Source organism: Actinomycetospora termitidis (assembly GCF_030286555.1).
Taxonomy (GTDB): domain Bacteria; phylum Actinomycetota; class Actinomycetes; order Mycobacteriales; family Pseudonocardiaceae; genus Actinomycetospora; species Actinomycetospora termitidis.
Genome location: NZ_JASVWF010000003.1, coordinates 375,085 through 397,712, shown reverse-complemented (window position 1 = coordinate 397,712; position 22,628 = coordinate 375,085). Strand labels below are relative to the sequence as shown.

At 73.6% G+C, this 22,628-nt stretch carries 24 protein-coding genes and 1 pseudogene; 14 read left to right on the top strand and 11 right to left on the bottom strand.

Features of this window, described 5'->3' with window-relative positions:
- Positions 1–15: 15 nt before the first annotated feature.
- The 3 genes and pseudogenes from QRT03_RS15295 to QRT03_RS15285 all read right to left on the bottom strand — a co-directional run bounded on the left by QRT03_RS15295 (position 16) and on the right by QRT03_RS15285 (position 3,091).
- Positions 16–1,149: an Mrp/NBP35 family ATP-binding protein gene (locus QRT03_RS15295; protein WP_286053763.1), complete on the bottom strand. Its 1,134-nt coding sequence runs from the start codon at positions 1,147–1,149 to the stop codon at positions 16–18.
- A 204-nt stretch (positions 1,150–1,353) separates the two neighbouring features.
- Positions 1,354–1,794: pseudogene (locus QRT03_RS15290) on the bottom strand (DUF1003 domain-containing protein); the annotation flags it as partial.
- Positions 1,787–3,091 (bottom strand): magnesium transporter MgtE N-terminal domain-containing protein, encoded by a 1,305-nt coding sequence (locus QRT03_RS15285; protein WP_286054377.1) that lies wholly within the window; start codon positions 3,089–3,091, stop codon positions 1,787–1,789. The pseudogene QRT03_RS15290 and the gene QRT03_RS15285, both read right to left, overlap by 8 nt.
- 160 nt (positions 3,092–3,251) lie before the next feature.
- On the opposite strand from QRT03_RS15285, the gene QRT03_RS15280 reads away from it, so the two are divergent.
- The 4 genes from QRT03_RS15280 to QRT03_RS15265 all read left to right on the top strand — a co-directional run bounded on the left by QRT03_RS15280 (position 3,252) and on the right by QRT03_RS15265 (position 6,718).
- A complete protein-coding gene (locus tag QRT03_RS15280; RefSeq protein WP_286053761.1) occupies positions 3,252–4,211 on the top strand; it encodes an HpcH/HpaI aldolase/citrate lyase family protein in 960 nt (319 codons plus the stop codon).
- 43 nt (positions 4,212–4,254) lie between these two features.
- Positions 4,255–5,448: an acyl-CoA dehydrogenase family protein gene (locus QRT03_RS15275; protein ID WP_286053760.1), complete on the top strand. Its 1,194-nt coding sequence runs from the start codon at positions 4,255–4,257 to the stop codon at positions 5,446–5,448.
- A gap of 113 nt (positions 5,449–5,561) precedes the next feature.
- Positions 5,562–6,023, top strand: coding sequence for a BLUF domain-containing protein (locus QRT03_RS15270; RefSeq protein WP_286053759.1), 462 nt, complete (start codon positions 5,562–5,564; stop codon positions 6,021–6,023).
- A 176-nt stretch (positions 6,024–6,199) separates the two neighbouring features.
- The gene (locus QRT03_RS15265) at positions 6,200–6,718 is read left to right on the top strand and encodes a YflT domain-containing protein (RefSeq protein WP_286053758.1); all 519 of its coding nucleotides are present in this window, start codon (positions 6,200–6,202) and stop codon (positions 6,716–6,718) included.
- Positions 6,719–6,818: 100 nt separating this feature from the next.
- Here QRT03_RS15265 and QRT03_RS15260 read toward each other — a convergent pair whose 3' ends face one another.
- The gene (locus QRT03_RS15260; protein WP_286053757.1) at positions 6,819–7,304 is read right to left on the bottom strand and encodes a hypothetical protein; all 486 of its coding nucleotides are present in this window, start codon (positions 7,302–7,304) and stop codon (positions 6,819–6,821) included.
- A gap of 76 nt (positions 7,305–7,380) precedes the next feature.
- Positions 7,381–8,469, bottom strand: coding sequence for a magnesium and cobalt transport protein CorA (locus QRT03_RS15255; RefSeq protein WP_286053756.1), 1,089 nt, complete (start codon positions 8,467–8,469; stop codon positions 7,381–7,383).
- A 312-nt stretch (positions 8,470–8,781) separates the two neighbouring features.
- Between QRT03_RS15255 and QRT03_RS15250 the strand changes: the two genes are divergently transcribed.
- From QRT03_RS15250 to QRT03_RS15225, 6 genes are all read left to right on the top strand, one after another.
- A complete protein-coding gene (locus QRT03_RS15250; protein ID WP_286053755.1) occupies positions 8,782–9,285 on the top strand; it encodes a MaoC family dehydratase in 504 nt (167 codons plus the stop codon).
- A gap of 61 nt (positions 9,286–9,346) precedes the next feature.
- Positions 9,347–9,508, top strand: coding sequence for a hypothetical protein (locus QRT03_RS15245; RefSeq protein ID WP_286053754.1), 162 nt, complete (start codon positions 9,347–9,349; stop codon positions 9,506–9,508).
- A gap of 45 nt (positions 9,509–9,553) precedes the next feature.
- Positions 9,554–10,063, top strand: coding sequence for a PH domain-containing protein (locus tag QRT03_RS15240; RefSeq protein ID WP_286053753.1), 510 nt, complete (start codon positions 9,554–9,556; stop codon positions 10,061–10,063).
- Complete coding sequence (locus QRT03_RS15235) at positions 10,060–10,920, top strand: PHP domain-containing protein (protein ID WP_286053752.1); 861 nt, start codon at positions 10,060–10,062, stop codon at positions 10,918–10,920. The genes QRT03_RS15240 and QRT03_RS15235 overlap by 4 nt, the downstream gene beginning before the upstream one ends.
- 1 nt (position 10,921) lies before the next feature.
- Entirely contained in the window at positions 10,922–11,764 is an 843-nt protein-coding gene (locus QRT03_RS15230; RefSeq protein ID WP_286053751.1) for a RecB family exonuclease, read from the top strand.
- 46 nt (positions 11,765–11,810) lie between these two features.
- Positions 11,811–12,335, top strand: coding sequence for a hypothetical protein (locus QRT03_RS15225; RefSeq protein ID WP_286053750.1), 525 nt, complete (start codon positions 11,811–11,813; stop codon positions 12,333–12,335).
- On the opposite strand, the gene QRT03_RS15220 is transcribed toward QRT03_RS15225, so the two are convergent.
- Genes QRT03_RS15220 through QRT03_RS15200 form a run of 5 tightly spaced genes read right to left on the bottom strand, consistent with a single transcriptional unit; the run spans position 12,319 to position 18,269 of the window.
- Positions 12,319–13,524 (bottom strand): kynureninase, encoded by a 1,206-nt coding sequence (locus QRT03_RS15220; protein ID WP_286053749.1) that lies wholly within the window; start codon positions 13,522–13,524, stop codon positions 12,319–12,321. The genes QRT03_RS15225 and QRT03_RS15220 overlap by 17 nt on opposite strands.
- Positions 13,521–14,402 (bottom strand): oxygenase MpaB family protein, encoded by an 882-nt coding sequence (locus tag QRT03_RS15215; protein WP_286053748.1) that lies wholly within the window; start codon positions 14,400–14,402, stop codon positions 13,521–13,523. The genes QRT03_RS15220 and QRT03_RS15215 overlap by 4 nt, the downstream gene beginning before the upstream one ends.
- Positions 14,399–15,325 carry an alpha/beta fold hydrolase gene (locus QRT03_RS15210; protein ID WP_345783253.1) on the bottom strand — a complete coding sequence of 309 codons (927 nt, stop codon included), beginning with the start codon at positions 15,323–15,325 and terminating at the stop codon, positions 14,399–14,401. The genes QRT03_RS15215 and QRT03_RS15210 overlap by 4 nt, the downstream gene beginning before the upstream one ends.
- A gap of 42 nt (positions 15,326–15,367) precedes the next feature.
- On the bottom strand, positions 15,368–16,717 hold the full coding sequence (locus QRT03_RS15205; RefSeq protein WP_286053747.1) for an Rv3212 family protein: 1,350 nt from the start codon (positions 16,715–16,717) through the stop codon (positions 15,368–15,370).
- Between the two features lie 13 nt (positions 16,718–16,730).
- The gene (locus QRT03_RS15200; protein ID WP_286053746.1) at positions 16,731–18,269 is read right to left on the bottom strand and encodes a DEAD/DEAH box helicase; all 1,539 of its coding nucleotides are present in this window, start codon (positions 18,267–18,269) and stop codon (positions 16,731–16,733) included.
- Between the two features lie 419 nt (positions 18,270–18,688).
- On the opposite strand from QRT03_RS15200, the gene QRT03_RS15195 reads away from it, so the two are divergent.
- Entirely contained in the window at positions 18,689–19,327 is a 639-nt protein-coding gene (locus tag QRT03_RS15195) for a ferritin-like fold-containing protein (RefSeq protein ID WP_286053745.1), read from the top strand.
- Positions 19,328–19,438: 111 nt separating this feature from the next.
- Complete coding sequence (locus QRT03_RS15190) at positions 19,439–19,669, top strand: DUF3107 domain-containing protein (RefSeq protein WP_286053744.1); 231 nt, start codon at positions 19,439–19,441, stop codon at positions 19,667–19,669.
- Between the two features lie 34 nt (positions 19,670–19,703).
- On the opposite strand, the gene QRT03_RS15185 is transcribed toward QRT03_RS15190, so the two are convergent.
- Complete coding sequence (locus QRT03_RS15185; RefSeq protein WP_286053743.1) at positions 19,704–20,381, bottom strand: TetR/AcrR family transcriptional regulator; 678 nt, start codon at positions 20,379–20,381, stop codon at positions 19,704–19,706.
- 172 nt (positions 20,382–20,553) lie between these two features.
- Here QRT03_RS15185 and QRT03_RS15180 point away from each other — a divergent pair, with 172 nt between their 5' ends.
- Together QRT03_RS15180 and QRT03_RS15175 are read left to right on the top strand one after the other, a co-directional pair.
- Positions 20,554–21,633, top strand: coding sequence for an alpha/beta fold hydrolase (locus QRT03_RS15180; RefSeq protein WP_286053742.1), 1,080 nt, complete (start codon positions 20,554–20,556; stop codon positions 21,631–21,633).
- Entirely contained in the window at positions 21,630–22,607 is a 978-nt protein-coding gene (locus tag QRT03_RS15175) for a DUF3152 domain-containing protein (protein ID WP_286053741.1), read from the top strand. The genes QRT03_RS15180 and QRT03_RS15175 overlap by 4 nt, the downstream gene beginning before the upstream one ends.
- Positions 22,608–22,628 lie beyond the last annotated feature (21 nt).

Genomic DNA, 22,628 nt, shown 5'->3' with positions numbered 1-22,628 from the left:
CGGCCGCGCCGCGCCTCAGCGACCGGCGGGCGAGATGTTCAGCGACATCCCGGCCAGCCCACGGGCCCGCACGGTCAGCCGGTCCGCGACCTGGCGCAGCGCCTCGCCGGCAGCGGACTGCGGTGACGAGAGCACCAGCGGCACCCCGGCGTCACCGCCCTCGCGCAGCCGGGTGTCGATCGGGATCTGGCCGAGCAGCGGGACCTCGGAGCCGACCGACTTCGTCAGCGAGTCGGCCACCTGCTGACCGCCGCCGGTGCCGAACAGGTCCATGCGCGATCCGTCGGGCAGGTCCATCCACGACATGTTCTCGACCACGCCGACGAGGCGCTGGCGGGTCTGCAGCGAGATCGCGCCGGCGCGCTCCGCGACCTCGGCCGCGGCCTGTTGCGGCGTGGTGACGACGAGCAGCTCGGCGTTCGGGATCAGCTGCGCGACCGAGATCGCGATGTCACCGGTGCCGGGCGGGAGGTCCAGGAGCAGGACGTCCAGGTCGCCCCAGAACACGTCGGCGAGGAACTGCTGCAGCGCACGGTGCAGCATCGGCCCGCGCCACACCACCGGGGTGTTGCCGGGGGTGAACATGCCGATCGAGATGACCTTCACCCCGTGTGCCTGGGGCGGCAGGATCATCTCGTCGACCTTGGTCGGCAGATCCTCGGTGCCGAGCATGCGCGGCACGGAGTGGCCGTAGATGTCGGCGTCGACCACGCCGACCTTCAGGCCCTTGTCGGCCATGGCGGCCGCGAGGTTCACCGTCACCGAGGACTTGCCGACCCCGCCCTTGCCGGAGGCCACCGCGTACACGCGCGTCATGGACCCGGGCTGGGCGAACGGGATGACCGGCTCGTCGGCGTCGCCCTTGACGGTCTTGCGCAGCTCGCGCCGCTGCTCGTCGTTCATGACGTCGAGCTCGACCGACACCGCGGTGACGCCGGAGACCGCGGACACCGCGTTCGTCACGCGGCTGGTGATCGTGTCCTTCATCGGGCAGCCGGCGACCGTCAGGTACACCGCGACCTCGACCTTGCCGTGGTCCAGGACGCGGATGTCCTTGACCATGCCCAGCTCGGTGATCGGACGGTGGATCTCGGGATCCTCGACACCGCCCAGTGCGGTGCGGATCGCCTCGACGGACGGTGCAGACATACTTCGATGCTACGTGTCGGTACCGCCCGTCCCGTTCGACGGACCCGTGTGCTCCGGCACCCGGCTCAGGGCCCGTTCGACGGCCTTCTCCACCGCGCGGTCGAGGGCCTTCTCCAGCGAACGGTCCAGGGACTTGTCGACGGCCCGCGTCAGCGCCTTCTGCGTCTCGCGGTCGACCCCGGACCGCTCGGCTCCGCGTTCGGAGAGTTCGCTGCGCAGGAAGTCGCGGGTGACCATCTCGCCCACGGCCAGCCGCACCGCGGCGAGCTCACGGGACAGGTACTCGGTGTCGGCGATGGTGCGCTGGGCGCGGGCGCGGTCCTCCTCGAGCGAGACCCGGTCGCGGTCGTCCTGACGGTTCTGGGCGAGCAGGATGAGCGGCGCGGCGTACGCGGCCTGGGTGGAGAACGCCAGGTTGAGCAGGATGAACGGGTACGGGTCCCAGGACCCGAGGATGCCGATGAGGTTCAGCGCGATCCAGACGATCACGAACACCGTCTGCCACAGCAGGTAGGTGCCCGTCCCCAGGAAGCGGGCGAGCCGCTCGGCCACCCGCCCGAAGGCCTCGGTGTCCAGGTCGAACCGCAGGCGGCGCTGCGGGCCGGCGGGGGTGTCCAGCCGACGCCGGGTGGAACGCTCAGGCACGGCGGCCTCCCTTGCTGGTCGACGGGAGGGCGGACTCCGGGACCCGCAGGCCCCCGGTCGTGGTGGGGTCGGGGTCCTGGGAGCGCCAGTCCTCGGGCAGCAGGTGGTCGAGGACGTCGTCCACGGTGACCGCGCCGAGCAGGTGGTCGTTCTCGTCGATCACCGGGCCGCACACGAGGTTGTACGTCGCGAAGTAGCGGGTGACCTCGGTCAGCGCCGCGTCCGGGTGCAGCCGCGTGAGCTCGGCGTCCAGCACGCCCGCGACCAGCTCGAACGGGGCCTCGCGCAGCAGGCGTTGGGAGTGCACGCAGCCGAGGTAGCGCCCGGTCGGGGTGGCCGAGGGCGGGCGGCAGACGAACACCATCGAGGCCAGCGCCGGCGTGATGTCGGGATTGCGCACCCGGGCGAGGGCCTCGGCGACGGTGGCGTCCGGGGCCAGCACGATGGGCTCCGGGGTCATCATGCCGCCGGCGGTGTCGGCGGAGTAGGTGAGCAGGCGCCGCACCGACTGCGAGTCCTCGGGCTCCATCAGCCCGAGCAGCTGCTCGGACTCCGGGTCGGGGAGGTCGGCGAGCAGGTCCGCGGCGTCGTCGGGGTCCATCGCCTCGAGGACGTCGGCGGCCCGTTCGGAGGCGAGGTGGCGCAGCAGGTCGCGCTGCTCGTCGCCCGGCAGCTCCTCGATCACGTCGGCGAGGCGCTCGTCGTCGAGGGAGTCGGCCACGTCGTAGCGACGGCGGGTCGGGAGGTCGAGCAGGGCGCGGGCGACGTCGGCCGGACGCATGTCCTCGAACGTCGCCATCAGCTGCTCGGTGCCCTGTCCCTCCTCGGCGAGGGACAGGCCGCTGACCGCCGCCCACGGCAGCACCTGCACCGGGCCCCGTCGTCCCAGGACCCCGAGGCGCTCGGTGACGGCGAGCCGGGTGATGAGCCAGTCCCGACTGCGGGTGTGCTCCATGAGCACGTCCGCGACGGTCGCCTCGGTCTGCCGGTCGACGACGCGCACCGTCGCGTCCAGCATCTCCCCGACGACGAGGACCTCGTTCGGGCGCTGCGCGAACGGGCGCAGGTTGACCTGGCCCGTGGACAGCGTCACCGCGCCCGCGTCGATGGCGGTGATCCGCAGCATCGGCACGAAGATCCGCCGCCGGGACCCGACCCCGACGACGAGCCCGAGCACCCGGGGCGGTCGCGGCCCGACCGAGACGGCCGAGACGGCGTCGCGGACGCGGCCGATGTGCTCGCCATCGGGACCCAGCACGGGCAGCCCGACCATGCGGGCGACGAACACCCTGGTCATCGCAGTGTTCACGGCTCGGGTCACGCACAGAGGTTAGCGGCGTTGCGGTCCCGGCCCGCGGCGGAGAGGGTGCTCACCTGAATCGGGACAGCTCGGGACACCACCGTCGGCGCGTGTCAGCATCCCGGTCAATCGGACGTCGTCTTGGAGGTCAGTGCGCGTGAGTGTCGAGAACCGCCCGCGTCGGTCGTGTCTCGCGGTCCCGGGGTCCAGCCAGAAGTTCATCGACAAGGCCAGGACGCTGCCCGCGGACCAGATCTTCCTCGACCTCGAGGACGCCTGCGCCCCGCTGGCCAAGCCGGGCGCGCGCAAGACGATCGTCTCGGCGCTGAACGAGGGCGGCTGGGAGGGCAAGACCCGGGTCGTCCGCGTCAACGACTGGACCACGGAGTGGACCTACCGCGACGTGACCGAGGTCGTCGAGGGCGCCGGGGCCAACCTCGACGCGATCATGCTGCCGAAGGTGCAGACCGCGGCGCAGGTGCACGCCCTGGACTTCCTGCTCACGCAGATCGAGAAGACCATGGGGTACGAGGTCGGCCGGATCGGCATCGAGGCGCAGATCGAGAACGCGCTCGGCCTGACCAACGTCAACGAGATCGCCGCCGCGTCGCCGCGCATGGAGACCATCGTCTTCGGCCCGGCCGACTTCATGGCGTCGATCAACATGAAGTCGCTGGTCGTCGGCGAGCAGCCCCCGGGCTACACCGAGGGCGACGCCTACCACTACATCTACATGCAGATCCTCATGGCGGCCCGCGCCTACGACCTGCAGGCCATCGACGGCCCCTACCTGCAGATCCGCGACGTGGACGCCTTCCGCCGGGTGGCGGGGCGGTCCGCGGCGCTGGGCTACGACGGCAAGTGGGTGCTGCACCCCGGCCAGATCGACGCCGCCAACGAGGTCTTCTCGCCCAACCAGGACGACTACGACCACGCCGAGAACATCCTCGACGCCTACGAGTACTTCACCTCGGAGGCCGGGGGGAAGAAGGGCTCGGCCATGATCGGCGACGAGATGATCGACGAGGCCTCGCGGAAGATGGCGCTGGTCATCGCGGGCAAGGGCCGGGCCGCCGGCATGACCCGCGGCGAGCGGTGGACGCCGCCGGAGAGCTGACCGCATACTCGCCGGTAACAAACTTCGTCAGGAGCTCATCGTCATGGCACGTCTCGCCCAGACCGCCGGCCTCACCGAGGTCCAGGAGGAGATCCTCTCCACCGTCCGCGACTACGTGGACAAGGAGATCATCCCGCACGCCCAGGAGCTCGAGCACGCCGACGAGTACCCGCAGGAGATCGTCGACGGGATGAAGGAGATGGGCCTGTTCGGGCTCATGATCCCGGAGGAGTACGGCGGGCTGGGCGAGTCGCTGACGACGTACGCGCTGACCGTCGAGCAGATCGCGCGCGGGTGGATGAGCGTCTCGGGCGTCATCAACACCCACTTCATCGTCGCCTACATGCTGATCCACCACGGCACGGAGGAGCAGAAGCAGCGCTACCTGCCGAAGATGGCCACCGGGGAGATCACCGGGTCGTTCTCGATGTCGGAGCCGGAGCTCGGCAGCGACGTCGCCGCCATCAAGACCCGCGCGACCCGCGACGGCGAGGACTACGTCGTCAACGGCGCGAAGATGTGGCTGACCAACGGCGGGTCGTCGAACCTGACCGCGGTGCTCGTCAAGACCGACGAGGGCGCCGAGAAGCCCTATCAGAACCTGACGACGCTGCTGGTGGAGAAGCCGCGCGGCTTCGGCAAGGTGGCCGAGGGTCTCTCGGTGCCCGGCAAGATCGACAAGATGGGCTACAAGGGCGTCGACACCACCGAGATGGTGTTCGACGGCTTCCGCATCCCGCAGACCCAGGTCCTCGGCGAGCTGCCCGGCAAGGGCTTCGCGCAGATGATGGACGGCGTCGAGGTCGGGCGCGTGAACGTCGCCGCCCGCGCGTGCGGGATCGCGATCCGGGCCTTCGAGCTCGGCATCGAGTACTCCCAGCAGCGCTCCACCTTCGGCAAGCCGATCGCCCAGCACCAGGCGATCGCGTTCAAGCTCGCCGAGATGGCCACGAAGGTCGAGGCGGCCCACCTGATGATGGTGAACGCGGCCCGCCTCAAGGACCGCGGCCAGCGCAACGACGTCGAGGCCGGCATGGCCAAGATGATCGCCTCCGAGTACTGCAAGGAGGTCACCGAGGAGTCGTTCCGCATCCACGGCGGCTACGGCTACTCCAAGGAGTACGAGATCGAGCGGCTCATGCGCGAGGCGCCGTTCCTGCTCATCGGCGAGGGCACCTCGGAGATCCAGAAGACGATCATCAGCCGCGGCCTGCTCAAGGACTACAAGCTGCGCTGATGCCGTTCGACATGTGATCACGGTCACGCGGCTCTACCGTCGTGGGAGGGCGCACGACGACCGGTCCAGCAAGGGGCCGGCGAGTGCGTCGTCGATGACAGGGGAGTCACGACATGTCAGACAGCGCGAGCACCGAGAAGGTCTACCGGCTGGTCTACCACAGCCGGCTGAGTGTCCCGTCCGAGGACATCCAGGCGTCGGTGGCGAACATCCTGAGCACCTCACGGCGGAACAACCCCGCCCAGGGCATCACCGGGGCCCTGGTCGTGTTCGACATCGACGTGGTGCAGACCCTCGAGGGGGAGCAGGAGAAGGTCCAGGCGCTCTACGAGAAGATCGGCCGCGACCCGCGGCACGAGGACGTCAAGCTGGTCGAGACGCACGAGGGCGTGGACCGGGCGTTCGTCAAGTGGTCGATGGCCCACGTCGCCGACAACGCCGAGTCCGACATCGCCCTCGGGATGGCGGCCTGGGAGGGCGGTATCGACGTGATGGGCCACCGCGCCTTGACCACGCCCGACGAGGACCGGGTCCTCGAGACCATGCGGGAACGCGTCCGGGGCGCGAAGGCCTGAGTGCACGTCCTGCGGTGCCGCCGTCGAGCATGCAACTCCGCGGCGGTACCGCAGGAGCCCGTCCGCGCGGCGACGTCGCCGGTCACACCCCGCGTGGGCACTTTCGCCCGGTTGCATCCGTTGGAAGGATGCGCGGACCCCGAGACGTGGGGTTCGCCAGGCAAGCGGAGGAAGTCGTGAGCGCGCCGTTCATCGGTAACCGTCCCGGGTCCGCGCCCGGGCTCCCCAACCTGCCCGAGCCGCCGTCGGGGTGGCCGATCGGGTCGTACGCCAAGTACGAGGAGGCCCAGCGCGCGGTCGACCACCTCGCCGACAACGACTTCCCCGTCGCCGACGTGACCATCGTCGGGGTCGACCTGATGCTCGTCGAGCGCGTGATCGGCCGCCTGACGTGGGGTCGCGTCCTCGCCACCGGCGCCGCGTCCGGCGCCTGGCTCGGCCTGTTCGTCGGTGTGATCCTGTCGCTGTTCAGCGCCAACGGGTCGTTCGGCGCGATCCTGCTCGGCCTCGGCATGGGCATCGTGTTCGGCGTCGTGTCCGGGGCGATCACCTACGGCGCGAGCCGCGGTCGCCGGGACTTCACCTCGGCCAGCCAGCTCGTCGCCGGCCGCTACGACGTCCTCTGCCAGCCTCGCAACGCCGAGAAGGCCCGCGACATGCTGGCCAAGCTCGCGATCGGGTCCGAGCAGACCTGATCCCTTCCCGACGACGGGTCGGTGCCGCGACCCGCCGTCGCGGCGAGCGAGCACCTGCGGTGGCACGGACCTGGCGCCGACCACCGACGATGCTCGTTGATCATGTGGACGCCGTGGCCCGCGCCGCCCACGTCTCGAAGCGGCGCCAGAACAGCCGCTGCGACAGGGCCCAGAGCCGCAGCATCCGCGGGTGGACGTGCGCGTCGATGCGGATCTCCACCTCCGTGTCGCCATCCGGCGCGTCCGCCACCGCGATCCACAGCCGCGTCGGCCGCAGCAGCCGGAACGAGATCGCGTACGCCCCGTAGAGGTACTGCAGGTCCCGGTGCTCGCCGTCGCGGATCTCCGCGAGCACCCCGGGGAGGTGCAGGCCCGGCCCGTGGTGGGTGGTCACCGTGCCCTCGTCGAAGCCGCCGCCGAGGAACTCGACGCGCCACGGCGGGATCTGCGTGTCGGTGAACGTGGCCGGGTCGTTCAGCCACGCCCACACCCGCTCGCGCGGGGCCGCCACCACGAACCGTTGCACGTGCTCGTGGCGTCGCCAGCCCGGCGGCACCGGCTGGTCGGGCCCGGCGAGGTGGCTCACGACCGCCGATGCTGCCAGGCCGGGGCACGACCCGCCGTCGGGAACCGTGGGGGTGCCCTGCCGCGGACGGGGCGAGCTACAGCCAGCGGTTGCGGCGGAAGGTGCGGAACAGCCAGGCGCAGATCGACAGGATCACGACGATGACCAGCGGGTAGCCGAACTCCCAGTGCAGTTCGGGCATGTTGTCGAAGTTCATGCCGTAGATGCCCGCGAACATCGTCGGGACCGCCAGCAGCGCCGCGTAGGCGGTGATCTTGCGCATGTCGTTGTTCTGCCGCAGCGTGATCTTCGCCAGGACGGCGTCGACGAGCGTCGTCAGCAGTTCGTCGAACTGGGCGACGCGCTCGGACACCGTCACGAGGTGGTCGTCGACGTCGCGGAAGTAGCTGCGGACCTCGGTGGGGATCAGCGGCGAGTAGCCCTCGGTGAGCCGGCGCAGCGGGGCCACCAGCGGTGCGACCGCGCGGCGCAGCTCCAGCACCTCGCGCTTCATCAGGTAGATCTGGTCGGCCCCGAGCTCGGAGTAGGGCGCGAAGACCTCGGCCTCGATCGTGTCCAGGTCGCCCTCCACCGCGGCCGAGACGTCGAGGTAGGCGTCGACGATGTGATCCGACACCGCGTGCAGCACCACGGCCGGGCCCAGGGTCAGGTGCTCCGGCTGTTCCTCGAGCATCCGGCGGACGCGGCGCAGCCCGGAGTGCTGGCCGTGGCGCACCGTCACCACGAAGTCCCTCCCGACGAAGCACATCAGCTCGCCGGACTCGACGATCTCGTTCGCGGTGGTCGGCGAGGCGTGCGCGACGTAGCGCATCGTCTTGAAGACCGAGAAGAGCATGTCGTCGAAGCGCTCGATCTTCGGGCGCTGGTGGGCGTGCACCGCGTCCTCGACGGCGAGCGGGTGCAGGCCGTACACCTCGGCGATGTCCTGGATCTGCTCGGCGTCCGGCTCGTGCAGACCCACCCAGACGAAGCCCTCGCCGCGCCTGCGGACCTCATCGATGGCGTCCCGGTGGTTCCAGTGCCCCTCCAGACGCCGCCCGTCGATGTACACCGCGCAGTCGACGACGAACGCCGAGAGCGGGACGTGCGGGACGTGCACGCCGTTGTCGAGGGCGCGGGGGCGACGGACGCGGGCGCCCGTGCGCAGGGAGGGGAGGGCGGGCATGACGGGACCTCGGATCACAGTCGGGGCGGAGGTGGTGGCTCCGCGTCGCCCCGTCGGCCGGCCGGTCTAGCGGCGCGGCACCCTCGACGAGGGGACGCGGCCGGTACTTCCGCCGGGGGTGTCGGCTGCCTGCTCGGGGGCGTCCACGTCCACCTCCTGGTCTCGACCTGTCTCGATCCATGTCGCACGGCTCACGCGTTCGTGCTGGTACGCGCCGTGCACCGATGGTCCATCCTACGACCCGGCCCGGGAACAGCACCCCGGGAGTGACTCATCACGTCGCTGTCGTCGACGAGTTCAGGGAGTGGACACGTGCAGTTCGGTCGGTACTTCGAGGAGTTCGAGGTCGGGGCGACGTACAAGCACTGGCCCGGCAAGACGGTCACCGAGTACGACGACCACCTCTTCTGCCTCATCACCATGAACCACCACCCGCTGCACCTGGACAACCACTACGCGTCCGGGACGCAGCAGGGCCGCAACGTGGTGGTGGGCAACTACGTCTACTCGCTGCTGCTCGGGATGTCCGTCTCCGACGTCTCCGGGAAGGCGATCGCGAACCTCGAGGTCGAGTCGCTGCGCCACGTCAAGCCGGTCTTCCACGGCGACACCATCTACGGCGAGTCGACGGTCCTGGACAAGAAGGAGTCGTCGTCGAAGAACGACCGCGGCGTGGTCCAGGTCGAGACGATCGGCTACAACCAGGACGGCGTCGTCGTGTGCATCTACCGCCGCAAGGTGATGGTGCCCAAGCGCCCGGAGAACGCCGGCGAGGAGGCCGAGCAGCCGCGCCGCCCGGTTCCGCAGCGCGACTGAGTGTTCGGCAAGCGGTGTGTCGACCCTAGGGAGATCGACGATCTCCCTAGGATCGGCCGCCGTGGACGTGAAGAAGGTCGGCATCGCGATCGTCGTGATCTTCGTGCTGTTCTTCGTGATCTCCCAACCGCAGAACTCCGCGGACTTCGTCACCGGGATCCTGAGCGCCCTCGGGGACGTGGCGAGCTCGCTCATCCTCTTCCTGCGCAACCTCGTCAGCTGACGCCGAGGCGTTAGGCTCTCCACCCGGGAGAAGGGGAGGGCCGCCGTGCTGGCACCTCGCGAGGTCGACGAGTACGTCCTGCCGACCGAACGGCGCGTGATCAGGTTCCGCCGGCACTGGGTGGTCGTCGTCAACGAGGTGGTCCAGGCGGCCGTCCTCATGGTCATCCTCATGGTGGCGGCGTACCTGCTGCCGAAGGGGCCGGTGCTGTCCAACCTGCTCTGGTACGGCGCCCTGCTGGTGCTGGTGAAGGCGGCCTACAAGGTCAGCGAGTGGTGGGTGGAGAAGGTCGTCATCACCGACAAGCGGGTGATGCTGACCGAGGGCGTCTTCACGCAGAAGGTCGGCATGATGCCGCTCGGGAAGGTCACCGACCTGACCTTCAAGCGCACGCTCACCGGCCGCATGCTCGGGTACGGCACGCTCGTGATCGAGTCGGCCGGTCAGATCCAGGCCCTCAGCGAGATCAGCTTCCTGCCCGACCCCGACGAGGTGTACGAGGCGATCTCGGAGCTCGTGTTCGGCGAGAAGCGCCAGACGCCGTCGCGCCCGTGACGATCGATCTCCACCTGCACTCGAACGCCTCCGACGGGTCCGACGACCCGGCCGACGTCGTCCGCCTCGCGGCCGCCGCGGGGGTGACGACGCTCGCGCTCACCGACCACGACACGACGGCGGGCTGGGACGCCGCGGCCGCGGCCGTGCCCGACGGCGTCTCACTTGTACGTGGCGCCGAGTTCTCCACCGAGGCCCCCGACGGCCGGGGTGGTCACGTCTCGGCCCACCTGCTCGGCTACCTGTTCGACCCGGCCCACCCCGCGGTGCTGGCCGACCAGGAGCGGATGCGCGGGGAGCGCCTGCGCCGCATCCGGGTCATGACGGAGCGGCTGCGCGCGGCCGGGTACGACGTCGACCCGGAGGGCATCGCCGCCCGGACCGGCGCGCCGGTCGGCCGCCCGCATCTCGGGCAGGCCCTGGTCGACCTGGGCGCGGTGGAGAGTGTCGGCGAGGCCTTCACGTCGTTCCTCGCGAAGGACGGCCCCTACTACGAGCCCAAGGCCGACACCCCGATCGAGGACGCGATCGCGATGATCCTGGCCGCCGGCGGCGTCCCGGTGTGGGCGCACCCGTGGGCGCGCCGGCGCGGCGACGTCATCGAGGAGTCGGTGATCGTCGACATGGCCGCGGCCGGCCTCGTCGGGATCGAGGTGGACCACCCCGACCACGGGCCCGCGGACCGCGAGCGGCTGCGTGCCCTGGCCGGTGAGCTGGGCCTCGTCGTCACCGGATCCAGCGACTACCACGGCACCCGCAAGACGACCCCGATCGCCGCGGCGACGACCGCCCCCGACGCGCTCGACGCCCTGCTCCGGAGGGCCACCGGAGCGGAGGTGATCATCGGCGGCGCCTAGGATGACCCCGATGAGCGGGCAGCTGAGCTTGGCGGACATGCCCCTCCCGCTCGTCAAGGTCACCCCCGCGCGGCTCGCCACGTGGGACGGCTGTCGGCGGCGCTTCCGGATGACCTACCTGGACCGGCCGACCCCGCCCCGCGGGGGTGCCTGGGCGCACGCGACGCTCGGCGCGGTGGTCCACAACGTGCTCCGTGCGGTCTACGAGACGCCCGCCGCCCGGCGCTCGCCGGAGACGGCGGCCCGGCTGGTCGACACCCTGTGGTCGGACGAGGGGTTCCGGGACTCCGACCAGGCGGCGGGGTACCGCACGCGCGCCCGGGAGTGGGTCGGCCGGTACGTCGCCGAGACCGAGGTCGGCGAGCCGCTGGGCGTGGAGCGCTGGGTCACCGCACCGGTCGGCGACATCGTCGCCGAGGGCCGGGTCGACCGGATCGACGCCGGGCCGCGCGACGAGGCGGTGATCGTCGACTACAAGACCGGCCGTGGGGTCCCCACCTCCGAGGACGCCCGCGCCTCGCGCGCCCTCGCGCTGTACGCGCTGGCCGCCGGACGGACGCTGCGCCGGGCCTGCCGGCGGGTGGAGCTGCACCACCTGCCGTCGGGAACGGTGGCAGTGGCCGAGCACGACGAGACGTCCCTCGCGCGGCACCGGCACGGTGCCGAGCGTTCGGCGCGGGCCATGGCCGACGCGGGCGACGCGCTCGGCGGTGGGGGCGACCCGGAGGTCCTCTTCCCGCCGACCACCGGCCCCGGCTGCGCGCGGTGCGACTTCCGCCGCAGCTGCCCCGAGGGCCGAGCCGCGTCGCCGTCCCTGCGACCGTGGTCCCTGCTCGCGCCGTGAGCCGCCCCGCCCCGGAGGAATCCCGCACCCCGATGATCCCGCCCCGATGAGCGCCCACCCCGACGAGACGCCGGGCCCTGACGCGTACGGCGACCCGGAGGACCCGACGCCCCCGCACGGCTGGGCGGCGATGGACCGGGCGTTCACCCCGGCCCCGGGCACCCCGGTCGACGCGGTGCGGCGCGGGGTGTTCGACGGGCCCACGCACCCCACTCCGGCGACGCCCCGGCACCTGCAGGCCGTGCCGTCGTCGGCGCCGCGGACCGGTGCCTTCGGCCGGCCGATCGGTCGGCACCGTCCGACGGCCCTGATGCGCCTGGTGGAGGTCGCGCGGGTGCTCACCGGAGGGCTGATGGTGCTGGCGCTGGTCGTCGGCATCGCGCCGCTGGTGCTGAGCGCGGTGGGTCCGGGGCTCGACGTCCTGGCCGCCCACCTGGCGGGCGTCGTCGTCGCGCTCACGGCCACCGGAATCGCGGCGTGGCGGCGGACCCCGGTGTGGGCGGCGACCGTCGCGGCGTCGGTCGTCCCGGTGACGGTGCTGGTGGTGCTCTCCCTCAACTGGTGGGCGTGAGGTCCCGGAGCACCTCGAACCCGGCCGCCACTTCGGCGAACGACGTCGAGAGCGGCGCGAGGCCGACGCGGATGCCGTCCGGGGCGCGGAAGTCCGGGATGACGCCGCGCTCCCACAGCGCCGCCACGAGCGCGCGGGCGTCCGGGTGCCGCAGGGTCACGTGCCCGCCGCGGCGACCGGGGTCGCGCGGCGAGGCGACCTCGAGACCGTGCGCGTCCGCGGCGGCCACGGCGAACTCCGTCAGCGCCACCGACTTCGCGCGGACCGCCTCGATGCCGGCCTCGGCGTAGAGGTCCAGGCCCACCTGCAGCGGGACGGTCGCGAGCACCGGCGGGGTGCCGGAGAGGAACTGGCGGATGCCCGCGGCGGGCTCGTAGCCGGCGGCCATGGCGAACGGGTCGCGGCGGCCGAACCACCCCTGGATCGGCTGGCGCAGCACCCCGTGGTGGCGGGCCGCGACGTACGCGAACGCGGGCGAGCCGGGCCCGCCGCCGAGGTACTTGTAGGTGCACCCGACGGCCAGGTCGGCGCCCCAGCCGTCGAGGTCGACGGGGACCGAGCCCACCGAGTGGCAGAGGTCCCAGAGCACCGGGGCGCCGGCGTCGTGCGCCAGCCGGGTGATCGCGGCGGCGTCGGCGAGGAACCCGGAGCGGTAGGTGACGTGGGACAGCACGACGAGGGCGGTCCGCGGGCCGAGCGCCGCGGCGGCCTGGTCCGCCGAGACCCCGCCCGCGTGGTCGGTGGGGATCCACCGCAGCGTCCGGCCGGTCTCGGCGGCGATGCCCTCGAGCAGGTACCGGTCGGTGGGGAAGTCGTCGTCGGACAGGACGATCTCGTCGCGCTCCGGCGCGGCGGCGTCCACCGCGGCCCGGGCGAGCTTGTAGAGCAGCACGCTGGTGGAGTCGCCGACGATCGTCTGCCCCGGCGCGGCGCCGAGCAGGACCGCGCCGAGCCGGTCGCCCAGGTCCGTCGGGAGCGCGACCCATGTCTCGTCCCACCCCCGGATCAGCCGACCGCCCCACTCCTCGCGGGTGAACCGGGCGAGCGCCTCGGCGGTGACCACGAGGGGGCGTCCGAGCGAGTTCCCGTCCAGGTAGGCGATCTCCGGGCCGAGGACGAAGCGCTCCCGGAGTGCCGCGAGCGGATCGGCGGCGTCCAGCTCGGCCGCACGGTCGCCCAGGTCGGTCACGCCGCGTCCCCGAGGATCGCGCGCTCCTTGGCCAGGGCCTCCCGGGCGACCGGGCCGCGCTGCCAGGTCTCCGGCAACGCCAGCACCGTCGTCCGCAGCGCGCGGATCACCAGGCCGGCCGCGAGATCCGTCGTCGGGAGCCCCGGCAGACCGTGCATGCGCCGCGCCCACCGCGGCTGCAGCGCGAAGCCGAGCGTGGCCAGGGCGGTCCACGCGGGGCGGGCGGGGGTGGTCAGGGCGACCCGCGTCGGCATCGGCGGCGCGAGCAGGCGCAGGGCGCCGCTGCGGCTCGTCGGGGACGCCTGCAGCTCGGGGCGGACGGCCTCGAAGTAGTCGGCCACCTCGGCGCGCGAGGCCGGGACGTCGGTGGCCCCGAGCAGCTCCGCGGCCCGGACCTGCTCGGCGAGGAAGCGGTCCGCCTCGTCGTCGGTGAGACCGGCGCCGGCCCGCTGCACCGCGTCGAGGAAGCCGTTGACCTCGGTGACGTGCACCCAGCGCAGCAGGTCGGGCTCCGAGGCCGCGTAGGTGCGCCCGGTGACCGGGTCGACGCCGCGGACGTGCTCGTGGGCGCGGCGGACGTGGCCCGCGACGCGGTCGACCTTCTCGCGCGAGGAGAACGTCACCGTCATGACGTACTCCGCGGTGCGGGCCAGCCGCGGCCAGAACTGCGTGCGGAAGTCGGAGTGCTGGTCGACCCCGGCCAGCGCGCGGGGGTGCAGTGCCTGGGTGAACAGCGCGGCGATGCCGCCGGGGCCCGCGGACGGGTCGGCCATCACCTTCCAGGTCACGCTCCCAGGCCCGAAGTAGCCGAGCTCGGGGTCCCGCGGGAGACGGAGCGCAGCGGAGCTCGACCCGGGAGACCGAGGGGCGTCGTTCATCCCTCCAGGGTGTCCTCGCGGAGCCAGGTCCGCCACGTGGGCACCAGGACGTCGAGCAGGGCGAGCGGGTTCTCGACGTTCGGGGAGTGCGCGGCGCCCGGCACGGCGGCGAACTCCGCCTCGAGCCGGTCGGCCATCGTGCGCTGGGTGGTGACCGGCCAGGCGTCGTCGTGCATCCCGCAGACCACGAGCGTCGCGAGCCGGCGGCCGCGCAGCGCCGCGACGAGCTCGGGCACCCGGTCGGGCTCGCCGCGCAGCGCGTCCCCCATCCCCAGCAGCGCCACCGGCGAGGAGCGTTGCAGCCGCTCCCGGAGGAATCCGGCGACGGCGGGTGCGGCGGCCTCCCAGTCGCCCGTCTCCTCGCGCAGGGCGACGACGGCGTCGAGGCCACGCCGGCGCAGCACGGGCTCGAGGACGTCGAGGCGGGTGCGGCGCGGCCCCATCGGGAGCTCGCCGGGGCCGGTGTCCATGAGCGTCAGGCCCCGCACCGGCGCCCCGGACAGCACCGCCGCCCGCGCCACCAGGCCGCCGAAGGAGTGGCCGAGCAGCAGGACCGTCCGGCCCGCGGCCGCCTCGTCCCGCACGATCCGCGCGACCAGCGAGCCGAGCGGGGCCGACCGGTGGTCCATCTCGCCGGGCAGCGGCGGGGACTCGAACTGCCCGGGGAGGTCGAGGGCCAGCACCCCGATGCCGGCGTCGGCGATCGGGTCGATCAGCGGGGCGAAGTCCTCCTTCGACCCCGAGTAGCCCGGGACGAGCACCGCGACCGCGTCCCACGGCTCGTCGGAGGCCCGCGGGCGGGCCTCGGCGCGCAGGGCGACGATCGGCCCGGGGAGCTCCACGTGCCGGGCCCGGTGCGGCGTGAGCTGCGCTCCCGCGCGCCGGGCGTCCGCGACCCGCACCGGCAGGGGATCGTGGCTCACCCCACTCAGTCTGCCCCATCGGGCGACCGGCGGACGTGCGGCTCAGCGCGGCGGCCGCAGGCCCACGACGGCGTCGCCGCGCTGCTCCACCACGGTGGCGCCGACGACGTCCACGCCGACGGGGCCCGGGGGGTCGGCGCGCCGGTCGAGCGCGATCACCGGACCGGCGGCCCCGGTCGCGGCGTCGACGGGGGCGAGGCCCGCGGGGACCGGGACCAGCACGGTCGTCGGCGCGCCCAGGACCCCGGTCGGCACCGCGGCGCCCGGACCGAGGGTGCCCGGCAGCGTCCAGCGGGGGAGCAGGGTGGCGGGGTCGAGGCCGACGGTCGCGGTCCCGGTCCACCACAGGAGCACCGGCCCGGCGACCTTGGTGCCGAGGGCCTGCCCGGCGGGATCGGTGGTGCCCGCGTCCGGGATCGGCCCGGCGGCCGGACCGAGGGGAGCGGTCGCGACCGGGGTCCCGGCGCCGTCGTAGACCCGCAGCGTGCCGTCGGGCGCACGGACCGCGGTCCGCGACTCCGAGGTGGCCACGACCCGCCCGTCGGTCACGCCGGACAGGACGCTGAACCGGTCCTCCGGCCGGTCGTACTCGGCGGGGCCGGCGGACAGCACGGAGAGCCGGTCGGAGGGTTCGCCGGGGCAGCGCTCGAGCACCGCGACGTCGTCCGCCCCCACCGCGACGGACACGTGCGGGCAGCCGGCCCGGGGCTGCGGCGTGCCCTGCACCGGGGTGGGCAGCTGCCCGTACTCGAGGGTGGCGACGAGGTCGTCGCGCCAGACCTCGAGGTAGTCCCGCCCGGTCGCGGTGACGTGCGACCCGTCGGCGAGCAGCCGGGTGCCGGGGCGGACGTCGGCGTTGCGGCTCGGCCCGCGGTCCCCGGTCGACGGGTCGAACGAGGCGACCTCGCTGCAGAACGTCCCGACCGGCGACGTCGTCGCGAACACCGCGAGGACCACGCCGGAGCCCTCGCCGAGGGTGCACAACGGGTCGGGCCGCCGGTACTCCCAGGCGACGGCGCCGGTGGCCGCGTCCAGGCCGGTCACGACGGCGGTGCCGTCGGCCTCCGTGCGCCCGGTCGCGACGGCGGGCCCGACGCTCACCGGCCCGCCGACGAGCCCGGGACCCGGCGGCGCGCCGACCGGGTCGGCGGCCCGCCACGCCTCGGTGAGCGCGGTCGGCACCGCCGGGGTGTCCGGCGACGGGATCGTGGCCCCCTGCTGCAGGCTCGTGGCCGCCTCGTCGCCCGAGCGGACGACGAGGACGACCCCGACCACCGCGGCGACGACGATCAGGGCGATCGCCACCAGGTCAACGCGGCGGCGACGTTCCGCGCGGGGCCACCACGTGCTGCGGTGGCTCCGCGCGCGCTCGTCCGGTGGTGCGCTGCTCACACCGGAGATGAGATCACTCGGCGTCGGCACCGACCGCGACGGCCTCGCTGCCCTCGGCACCGGCCGAGGCGCGGCCACGGCCACGGCGCCGACGGCGACGCGGGCGCGAGCGGCCGGAGTCGTCGTCCTCGGTGGACGACGGGTCCTCGGCGTCGTCGGACGCGGCCTCGGTGGTGTCCGACGCGGCGCCCTCCTCGCCCTCGGGCCCGGACACGACCTCGCCACCCCGTCGGCGGGTGCGGCTGCGGGACCGGCGCGGACGCCGCTCCTCCGCGGCGGGCTCCGGCGGCGCGGACCCGTCGCCGGTCTCCTCTTCCTCCTCCGCCGGGCGCCGGCGGCGCGCGACGCGGCCGGTGGCATCGGCGGGGATGCCGAGGTCACGGTGGAGGTGCGGGGAGTTGGAGTAGGTCTCCGGGGGCTCCGGGGCGCCGAGGTCCAGGTCGTCCGAGATGAGCTTCCACTTGGGGAGGTCGTCCCAGTCGACCAGCGTGATCGCGATACCGGTCTTGCCGGCGCGGCCGGTGCGCCCGATCCGGTGCACGTAGGTCTTCGCGTCGTCCGGGCACTGGTAGTTCACGACGTGCGTGACGCCGGTGACGTCGATGCCGCGGGCGGCGACGTCGGTGCACACCAGGACGTCGATGCGTCCCGTGCGGAAGGCCTTGAGGGCGTGCTCGCGGGCGCCCTGGCCGAGGTCGCCGTGCACCGCGCCGACCTTGAAGCCGCGCTCGGCGAGCTCCTCGGAGACCTTGCTCGCGGTGCGCTTGGTGCGGGTGAAGACCATGGTCGGCCCGCGGTCGGCGGCCTGGAGCGTGCGCGCCAGCAGCTCGACCTTGTCCATGGCGTGCGCGCGGTAGACGAACTGCGCGGTGCGCTCGCCGATGGCGCTGGCGTCGACCTGCTCGGCGCGGATGTGCGTCGGCTGCGTCAGGAACGTGCGGGCGAGCGTGATGATCGGCCCGGGCATCGTCGCCGAGAAGAGCATCGTCTGGCGCTTCGCGGGCAGCATCCCGAGGATGCGCTCGACGTCGGGCAGGAAGCCCAGGTCGAGCATCTCGTCGGCCTCGTCGAGCACCAGGCCGCCGACCTTGGCGAGCACCAGGTGTCCCTGCTGGGCCAGGTCGAGCAGGCGCCCCGGGGTGCCGACGACGAGCTCGACGCCGCGCTGCAGCGCGGCGATCTGCTGCTCGTAGGGCCGGCCGCCGTAGATCGACACGACGCGGGTGCCGAGGCCCTTGGACGCGGCCTCGAGGTCCTTCGCGACCTGCAGGCACAGCTCGCGGGTGGGCACGACGACGAGCGCGCGGGGCGTGCCGTCCTCGGTGGGCGAGCCGGCGCGCTGCAGCAGCGGGACGCCGAAGCCCAGGGTCTTGCCGGTGCCGGTGCGCGCCTGGCCGATCACGTCCTCGCCGGCGAGCGCCAGCGGCAGCGTCAGCTCCTGGATGGCGAAGGTGCGCTCGATGCCGTTCGCGGCCAGCGCCTCGACGATCTCGGGGAGCACGCCCAGCTCGGCGAAGGTGGGGGAGTCCTGCGACGACGTCGTCGTGGCCACGGCCTGCGTGACGACCTCGGAGTCCTCGGCGTTGACGAGGGCGTTGTCTTCGGTGGGGTTCAGGGGTCTGCCTTCCTCGCGGCTGGTGCACGCGAGATGTCCGGCTGGCTCGACCGCCGCGCCCGGGCAGCAGTGGCATCGGGCGACGGAGCGGGAGAGCCGACATGGCGCCTGCGCGCGCTGGTTCGTCCCGATCCCCGGGGCCGGCCGTCGGGTCGGCCCGCCCGGGGGCGGGAGGACCGCGCCGATGACGGGGTGCGTGGGGAGCGGCCCCGGGTGGGGCCACATCGGGTCAGAGGGGTGTCACCGGCTCGGACCAGTCCCCATGGTACCCGCTCGGTGCGTTCCCGCTCACCACCACCGCACCGTGACGTGTGACGGCGGCGCGACGGTGGCCGCGCACCGTAGGCTGCGCCGCCGTGACCGAAGCCGGTGGGCAGGACGAATTCCGGGCGCTGCTGGGCCTGGTGGCCTACGGCGAGCTCGCCGCGTTCACCCAGCTCGCCGCGGACGCGCAACTCGCACCCGACCTCGCCGGGCGGGCCGACCTGGCGACCCTCGCCGCCGTCGAGATGGACCACTTCCGTCGGGTGCGCGACCACCTGGCCGCCCGCGGCGTCGACGTCCTCGAGGCGATGGCGCCGTTCACCGAGCGCGTCGACCGGGTGCTGCGCACAGTCGCGGGCCGGGACTGGGCCGAGGCGCTGGTCGCGACGACGCTCGGGCGCGGTCTGGTGACCGACCTGCAGGCCGAGGCGCTCGAGGGGCTCTCCGGCGCCGACGCGGAGCTCGTGGGGGAGGTCATCGCCGACGTGGGGCACGACGCGTTCGTCGCGGCCCGCGTCCGGGAGGCCTGCGGGGACCCGCAGGTGCACGCGCGGCTGTCGATGTGGGCGCGCCGGCTGCTCGGCGAGGCCCTCGCGGCCGTGACCGCGGCGCTCGACGAGGACCCCGGCCTCGCGGCCGTGCTGGCCGAGGGCGCGGGCTCCACCCGCTCGCCGGTGCTCAAGCGACTCAAGACCGCGCACAACCGGCGGGTCGCGGCCCTGGGGCTGTGAGGGTCCGCAGCGGGTCCGTCCACGTTCGCCCTGAGCGAGCCCCGCCGTCGGGTGTGCCCGATCTGGACTAACCTGCGGGCGCCAGGTGAGTCGCAAGGACCGGAGGGTCGCGTGGAGGTCAAGATCGGCGTCGCGGACAGCCCGCGTGAGCTCGTCGTCTCGAGCGGGCAGACGCCCGACGAGGTGGCCGAGCTCGTCGACGGCGCCCTGTCCGGCAGCAGCGGCACCCTGTCGCTGACCGACGACAAGGGCCGGCGCTACCTCATCCCGTCCACCCGCATCGCCTACGTGGAGATCGCACCCTCCGAGGTGCGGCGCGTGGGGTTCGGGGTCGGTAGCTAGAGGAGTCCCCGGTAGGCGTCCCCGGCCGGGAGGGTCAGCCCTCCTGGCGGGGGAACCCGCCGCCGATGCCGCGCCACGCCAGCGTGGACATCAGGGCGATCGCGTCCTCGCGCGGCGGCTGGAGCCCCGCGTCGAGCCAGTAGCGGGCCGCCGTCGTCGACAGCCCCACCAGCCCGACCGCGAGCAGCCGGGCCCGGTCCGGCTCCAGCCCGGCGTCCGCGGTGACGACCTCGGTCACCGCGTCGATGCAGTCGCTCGTCGCGCGGTCCACGATCTCGGCGATCTCGGGCGTCGCCCGGGTGTCGGTCTCGAAGACCAGGCGCATCGCGCCGTCGCGGGAGGACACCACGTCGAAGTAGGCCTGCACGGCCGCGTGCACGCGGGCCTTGTTGTCCGTGGTCGAGCGCATCGCCGCCCGCACCGTGCGGACCATCTCGTTCGCGGCCGACTCCACGAGCGCGCGGTACAGGTCCAGCTTCCCGGGGAAGTGCTGGTAGAGCACCGGCTTGCTGACGCCGGCGCGCTCGGCGATCTCGTCCATGGCCGCCGCGTGGTAGCCCTGCGCCCCGAAGACCGCGCGGGCCGCGGCGAGCAGCTGGGCGCGCCGTTGCGAGCGCGACATCCGCGGCCGGCCGGCCGACGAGCCCGGGGACCCCGTCGTCGACAGGGGGGCACCGGCCGCGTGCTGCGCCGCCGCTCCGGACTCACTCATCGACCCGCTCCCCGCCTCGTTCGGTGTCCGGGAGCGGCGTGCCACCCCTCCCGGTCGCCGAGGACCCTACCCACCGTGACGCCCGCGCGCCCCCGTCACGTGCGGTTCGGCGGCGGTCACCTCGTGCGACATGTCCGGGTCGGGTTCGCTTCACCTGCCGTCCACCTGCACCATGTTCATCGTGACGATCACGGTTCCGGGGAGTGGCCCGCAGGTGAACGGGGGCGGGGCGAGCGCAGCGACGGGGAACGGTTCCGCCCTGCCGTTCGCCCCGACCGGCGCGCTCGGGCCGATCGGCGACCCCACGCCGCACTGGCCGGGCCGCCGGGTGCGCGTGGGCGACGTCGACCTGCACGTCCGCGAGACCCCCGCCGTGACCACCCCCGAGGGCACCGTCGTCTACGTGCACGGCCTCGGCGGGTCGGCCACCAACTGGACCGACCTGGCGGGCGGGCTCTCGTCGCGCTGGCACGGGTTCGCCGTCGACCTGCCGGGCTTCGGGCACTCCGAGCCGCGCGCCGACCGCGACTACTCGCTGCGGGCGCACGCCGAGGCGGTCGGGCAGTTCGTCGCCTCGCTCGACGGGCCCGTGCACCTGGTGGGCAACTCGCTCGGCGGGGCGGTCGCGATGACGGTGGCGGCCGAGCGCCCGGCCGACGTCCTGACGACGACCCTGATCAGCCCCGCGATGCCGGATCTCCGGCCCGCGCCTGCACGCCTGGGCGACGGGAAGATGGCGCTGGCCGCGATCCCGCTGGTCGGTGCGCGGACCCGGCGCGAGCTCGCGGCCGAGGACCCGGGCACGCGGCTGCGCCGGACGATGCGGCTCTGCTACGCCGACCCGGACGCCGTCAGCCCCGCCGCCTTCGCCCAGGCGGTCGCCGAGGCGGCGGAGCGGGCCGAGTACCCCTGGCTCGCGGAGGCCCTGCAGCGCTCGTTCGGCGGGCTCGTCTCCACCTGGTTCGCGCCCCGCTCGCGGTCGCTGTGGGCCACCGCGGCGCGGATTACCACCCCGACGCTCGTCGTGTGGGGCGAGGTCGACCGGTTGATCTCGGTGCGCAAGGCCCGGCGGACGGTCGCCTCCATCCCGCGCGCCCGGCTGCTGCGCCTGCCCGGGACGGGTCACGTGGCGCAGATGGAGCGCCCGGCGCTCGTCGCGCGCGCGATCCTCGGGATGGCCGACGCCGTGGCAGGAGGGTCGTGGGACTCCGTGCCCCTTCGTCCGAATGCGTGTGGGACCGTGCCGGGGTGACCCGACCGAGCGGATCGCGACGCTCCGAGGCGGAGTCCTCGGAGGCCCGGGGCGAGAGCCGCTCGACGCGCCGCCGTGGCGACCCGCTGGCCGCGTCGTGGGCCCCCACCGCCGCTCCGTCCGTCCGTGGTCCCGCACCGCGGTCGCGCCGCGGGGCGCTGGCCGCGCTCGCCGTCGTCCTGCTCGCCCTCACCGGCTTCGTCGTCGTGCGCGCGCTCGCCCCGAGCGCCGAGACCACCGACGTCCGCTCGCCCGCGGCCGCCGCGGAGCAGGGACCCGTCGTCGGGGAGGCCCCCAGCGGCGGTGACTACGCGGGCGTCGACATCCCCACCGCGGAGCTGCCCGCGGGCGGCGACTTCCCGGTGTCGGGCGCCGGGACCTGGCGCATCGTGCCCGGGACGACGCCGCAGGTCGGGGTCGGGCGGGTGTACACCTACACCGTCGAGGTCGAGGACGGCGCGGTCCTCGCCGAAGGGGACACCGCGTTCGCCACCGCGGTCGACGCGACCCTCGACGACCCGCGCAGCTGGACCGGGACCGGACAGATCGCCCTGCGACGGGTCGACGCGAGCGCCGGGGTCGTCCCGGACTTCCGCATCAGCCTCACCTCGCAGCTCACCACCCGGGCGCAGTGCGGCTACCAGATCCGCTACGAGGCGTCGTGCTGGAAGTCCGACATCGGCCGGGTGCTGATCAACGGCTCGCGCTGGGTCCGCGGCGCGGACGCCTTCGAGGGGCAGCTCGGGCTCTACCGCCAGTACGCCATCAACCACGAGGTCGGGCACGTCTTCCGCAACCAGCACGTGCCGTGCCCGGAGAACGGCGGGCTGGCGCCGGTGATGATGCAGCAGAGCTTCGGGGTGTCCAACGACTTCCTCGCCCAGCTCACCGACTCCAACCCGCAGGGCATCCAGATTCCGCGCGACGGCAAGGTGTGCCGGCCCAACGCGTGGCCGAACCCCGCCGGACGGTGACCGACTCGTCGGGAACACCTC

What these genes read in the sequence shown, in the direction of transcription:
- QRT03_RS15295 (WP_286053763.1), bottom strand. Translation starts at nt 1,149, where the DNA reads ATGTCTGCACCGTCCGTCGAGGCGATCCGCACCGCACTGGGCGGTGTC.
- QRT03_RS15285 (WP_286054377.1), bottom strand. Translation starts at nt 3,091, where the DNA reads ATGACCAGGGTGTTCGTCGCCCGCATGGTCGGGCTGCCCGTGCTGGGT.
- QRT03_RS15275 (WP_286053760.1), top strand. Translation starts at nt 4,255, where the DNA reads ATGGCACGTCTCGCCCAGACCGCCGGCCTCACCGAGGTCCAGGAGGAG.
- QRT03_RS15270 (WP_286053759.1), top strand. Translation starts at nt 5,562, where the DNA reads ATGTCAGACAGCGCGAGCACCGAGAAGGTCTACCGGCTGGTCTACCAC.
- QRT03_RS15255 (WP_286053756.1), bottom strand. Translation starts at nt 8,469, where the DNA reads ATGCCCGCCCTCCCCTCCCTGCGCACGGGCGCCCGCGTCCGTCGCCCC.
- QRT03_RS15230 (WP_286053751.1), top strand. Translation starts at nt 10,922, where the DNA reads ATGACCCCGATGAGCGGGCAGCTGAGCTTGGCGGACATGCCCCTCCCG.
- QRT03_RS15225 (WP_286053750.1), top strand. Translation starts at nt 11,811, where the DNA reads ATGAGCGCCCACCCCGACGAGACGCCGGGCCCTGACGCGTACGGCGAC.
- QRT03_RS15215 (WP_286053748.1), bottom strand. Translation starts at nt 14,402, where the DNA reads ATGAACGACGCCCCTCGGTCTCCCGGGTCGAGCTCCGCTGCGCTCCGT.
- QRT03_RS15185 (WP_286053743.1), bottom strand. Translation starts at nt 20,381, where the DNA reads ATGAGTGAGTCCGGAGCGGCGGCGCAGCACGCGGCCGGTGCCCCCCTG.
- QRT03_RS15180 (WP_286053742.1), top strand. Translation starts at nt 20,554, where the DNA reads ATGTTCATCGTGACGATCACGGTTCCGGGGAGTGGCCCGCAGGTGAAC.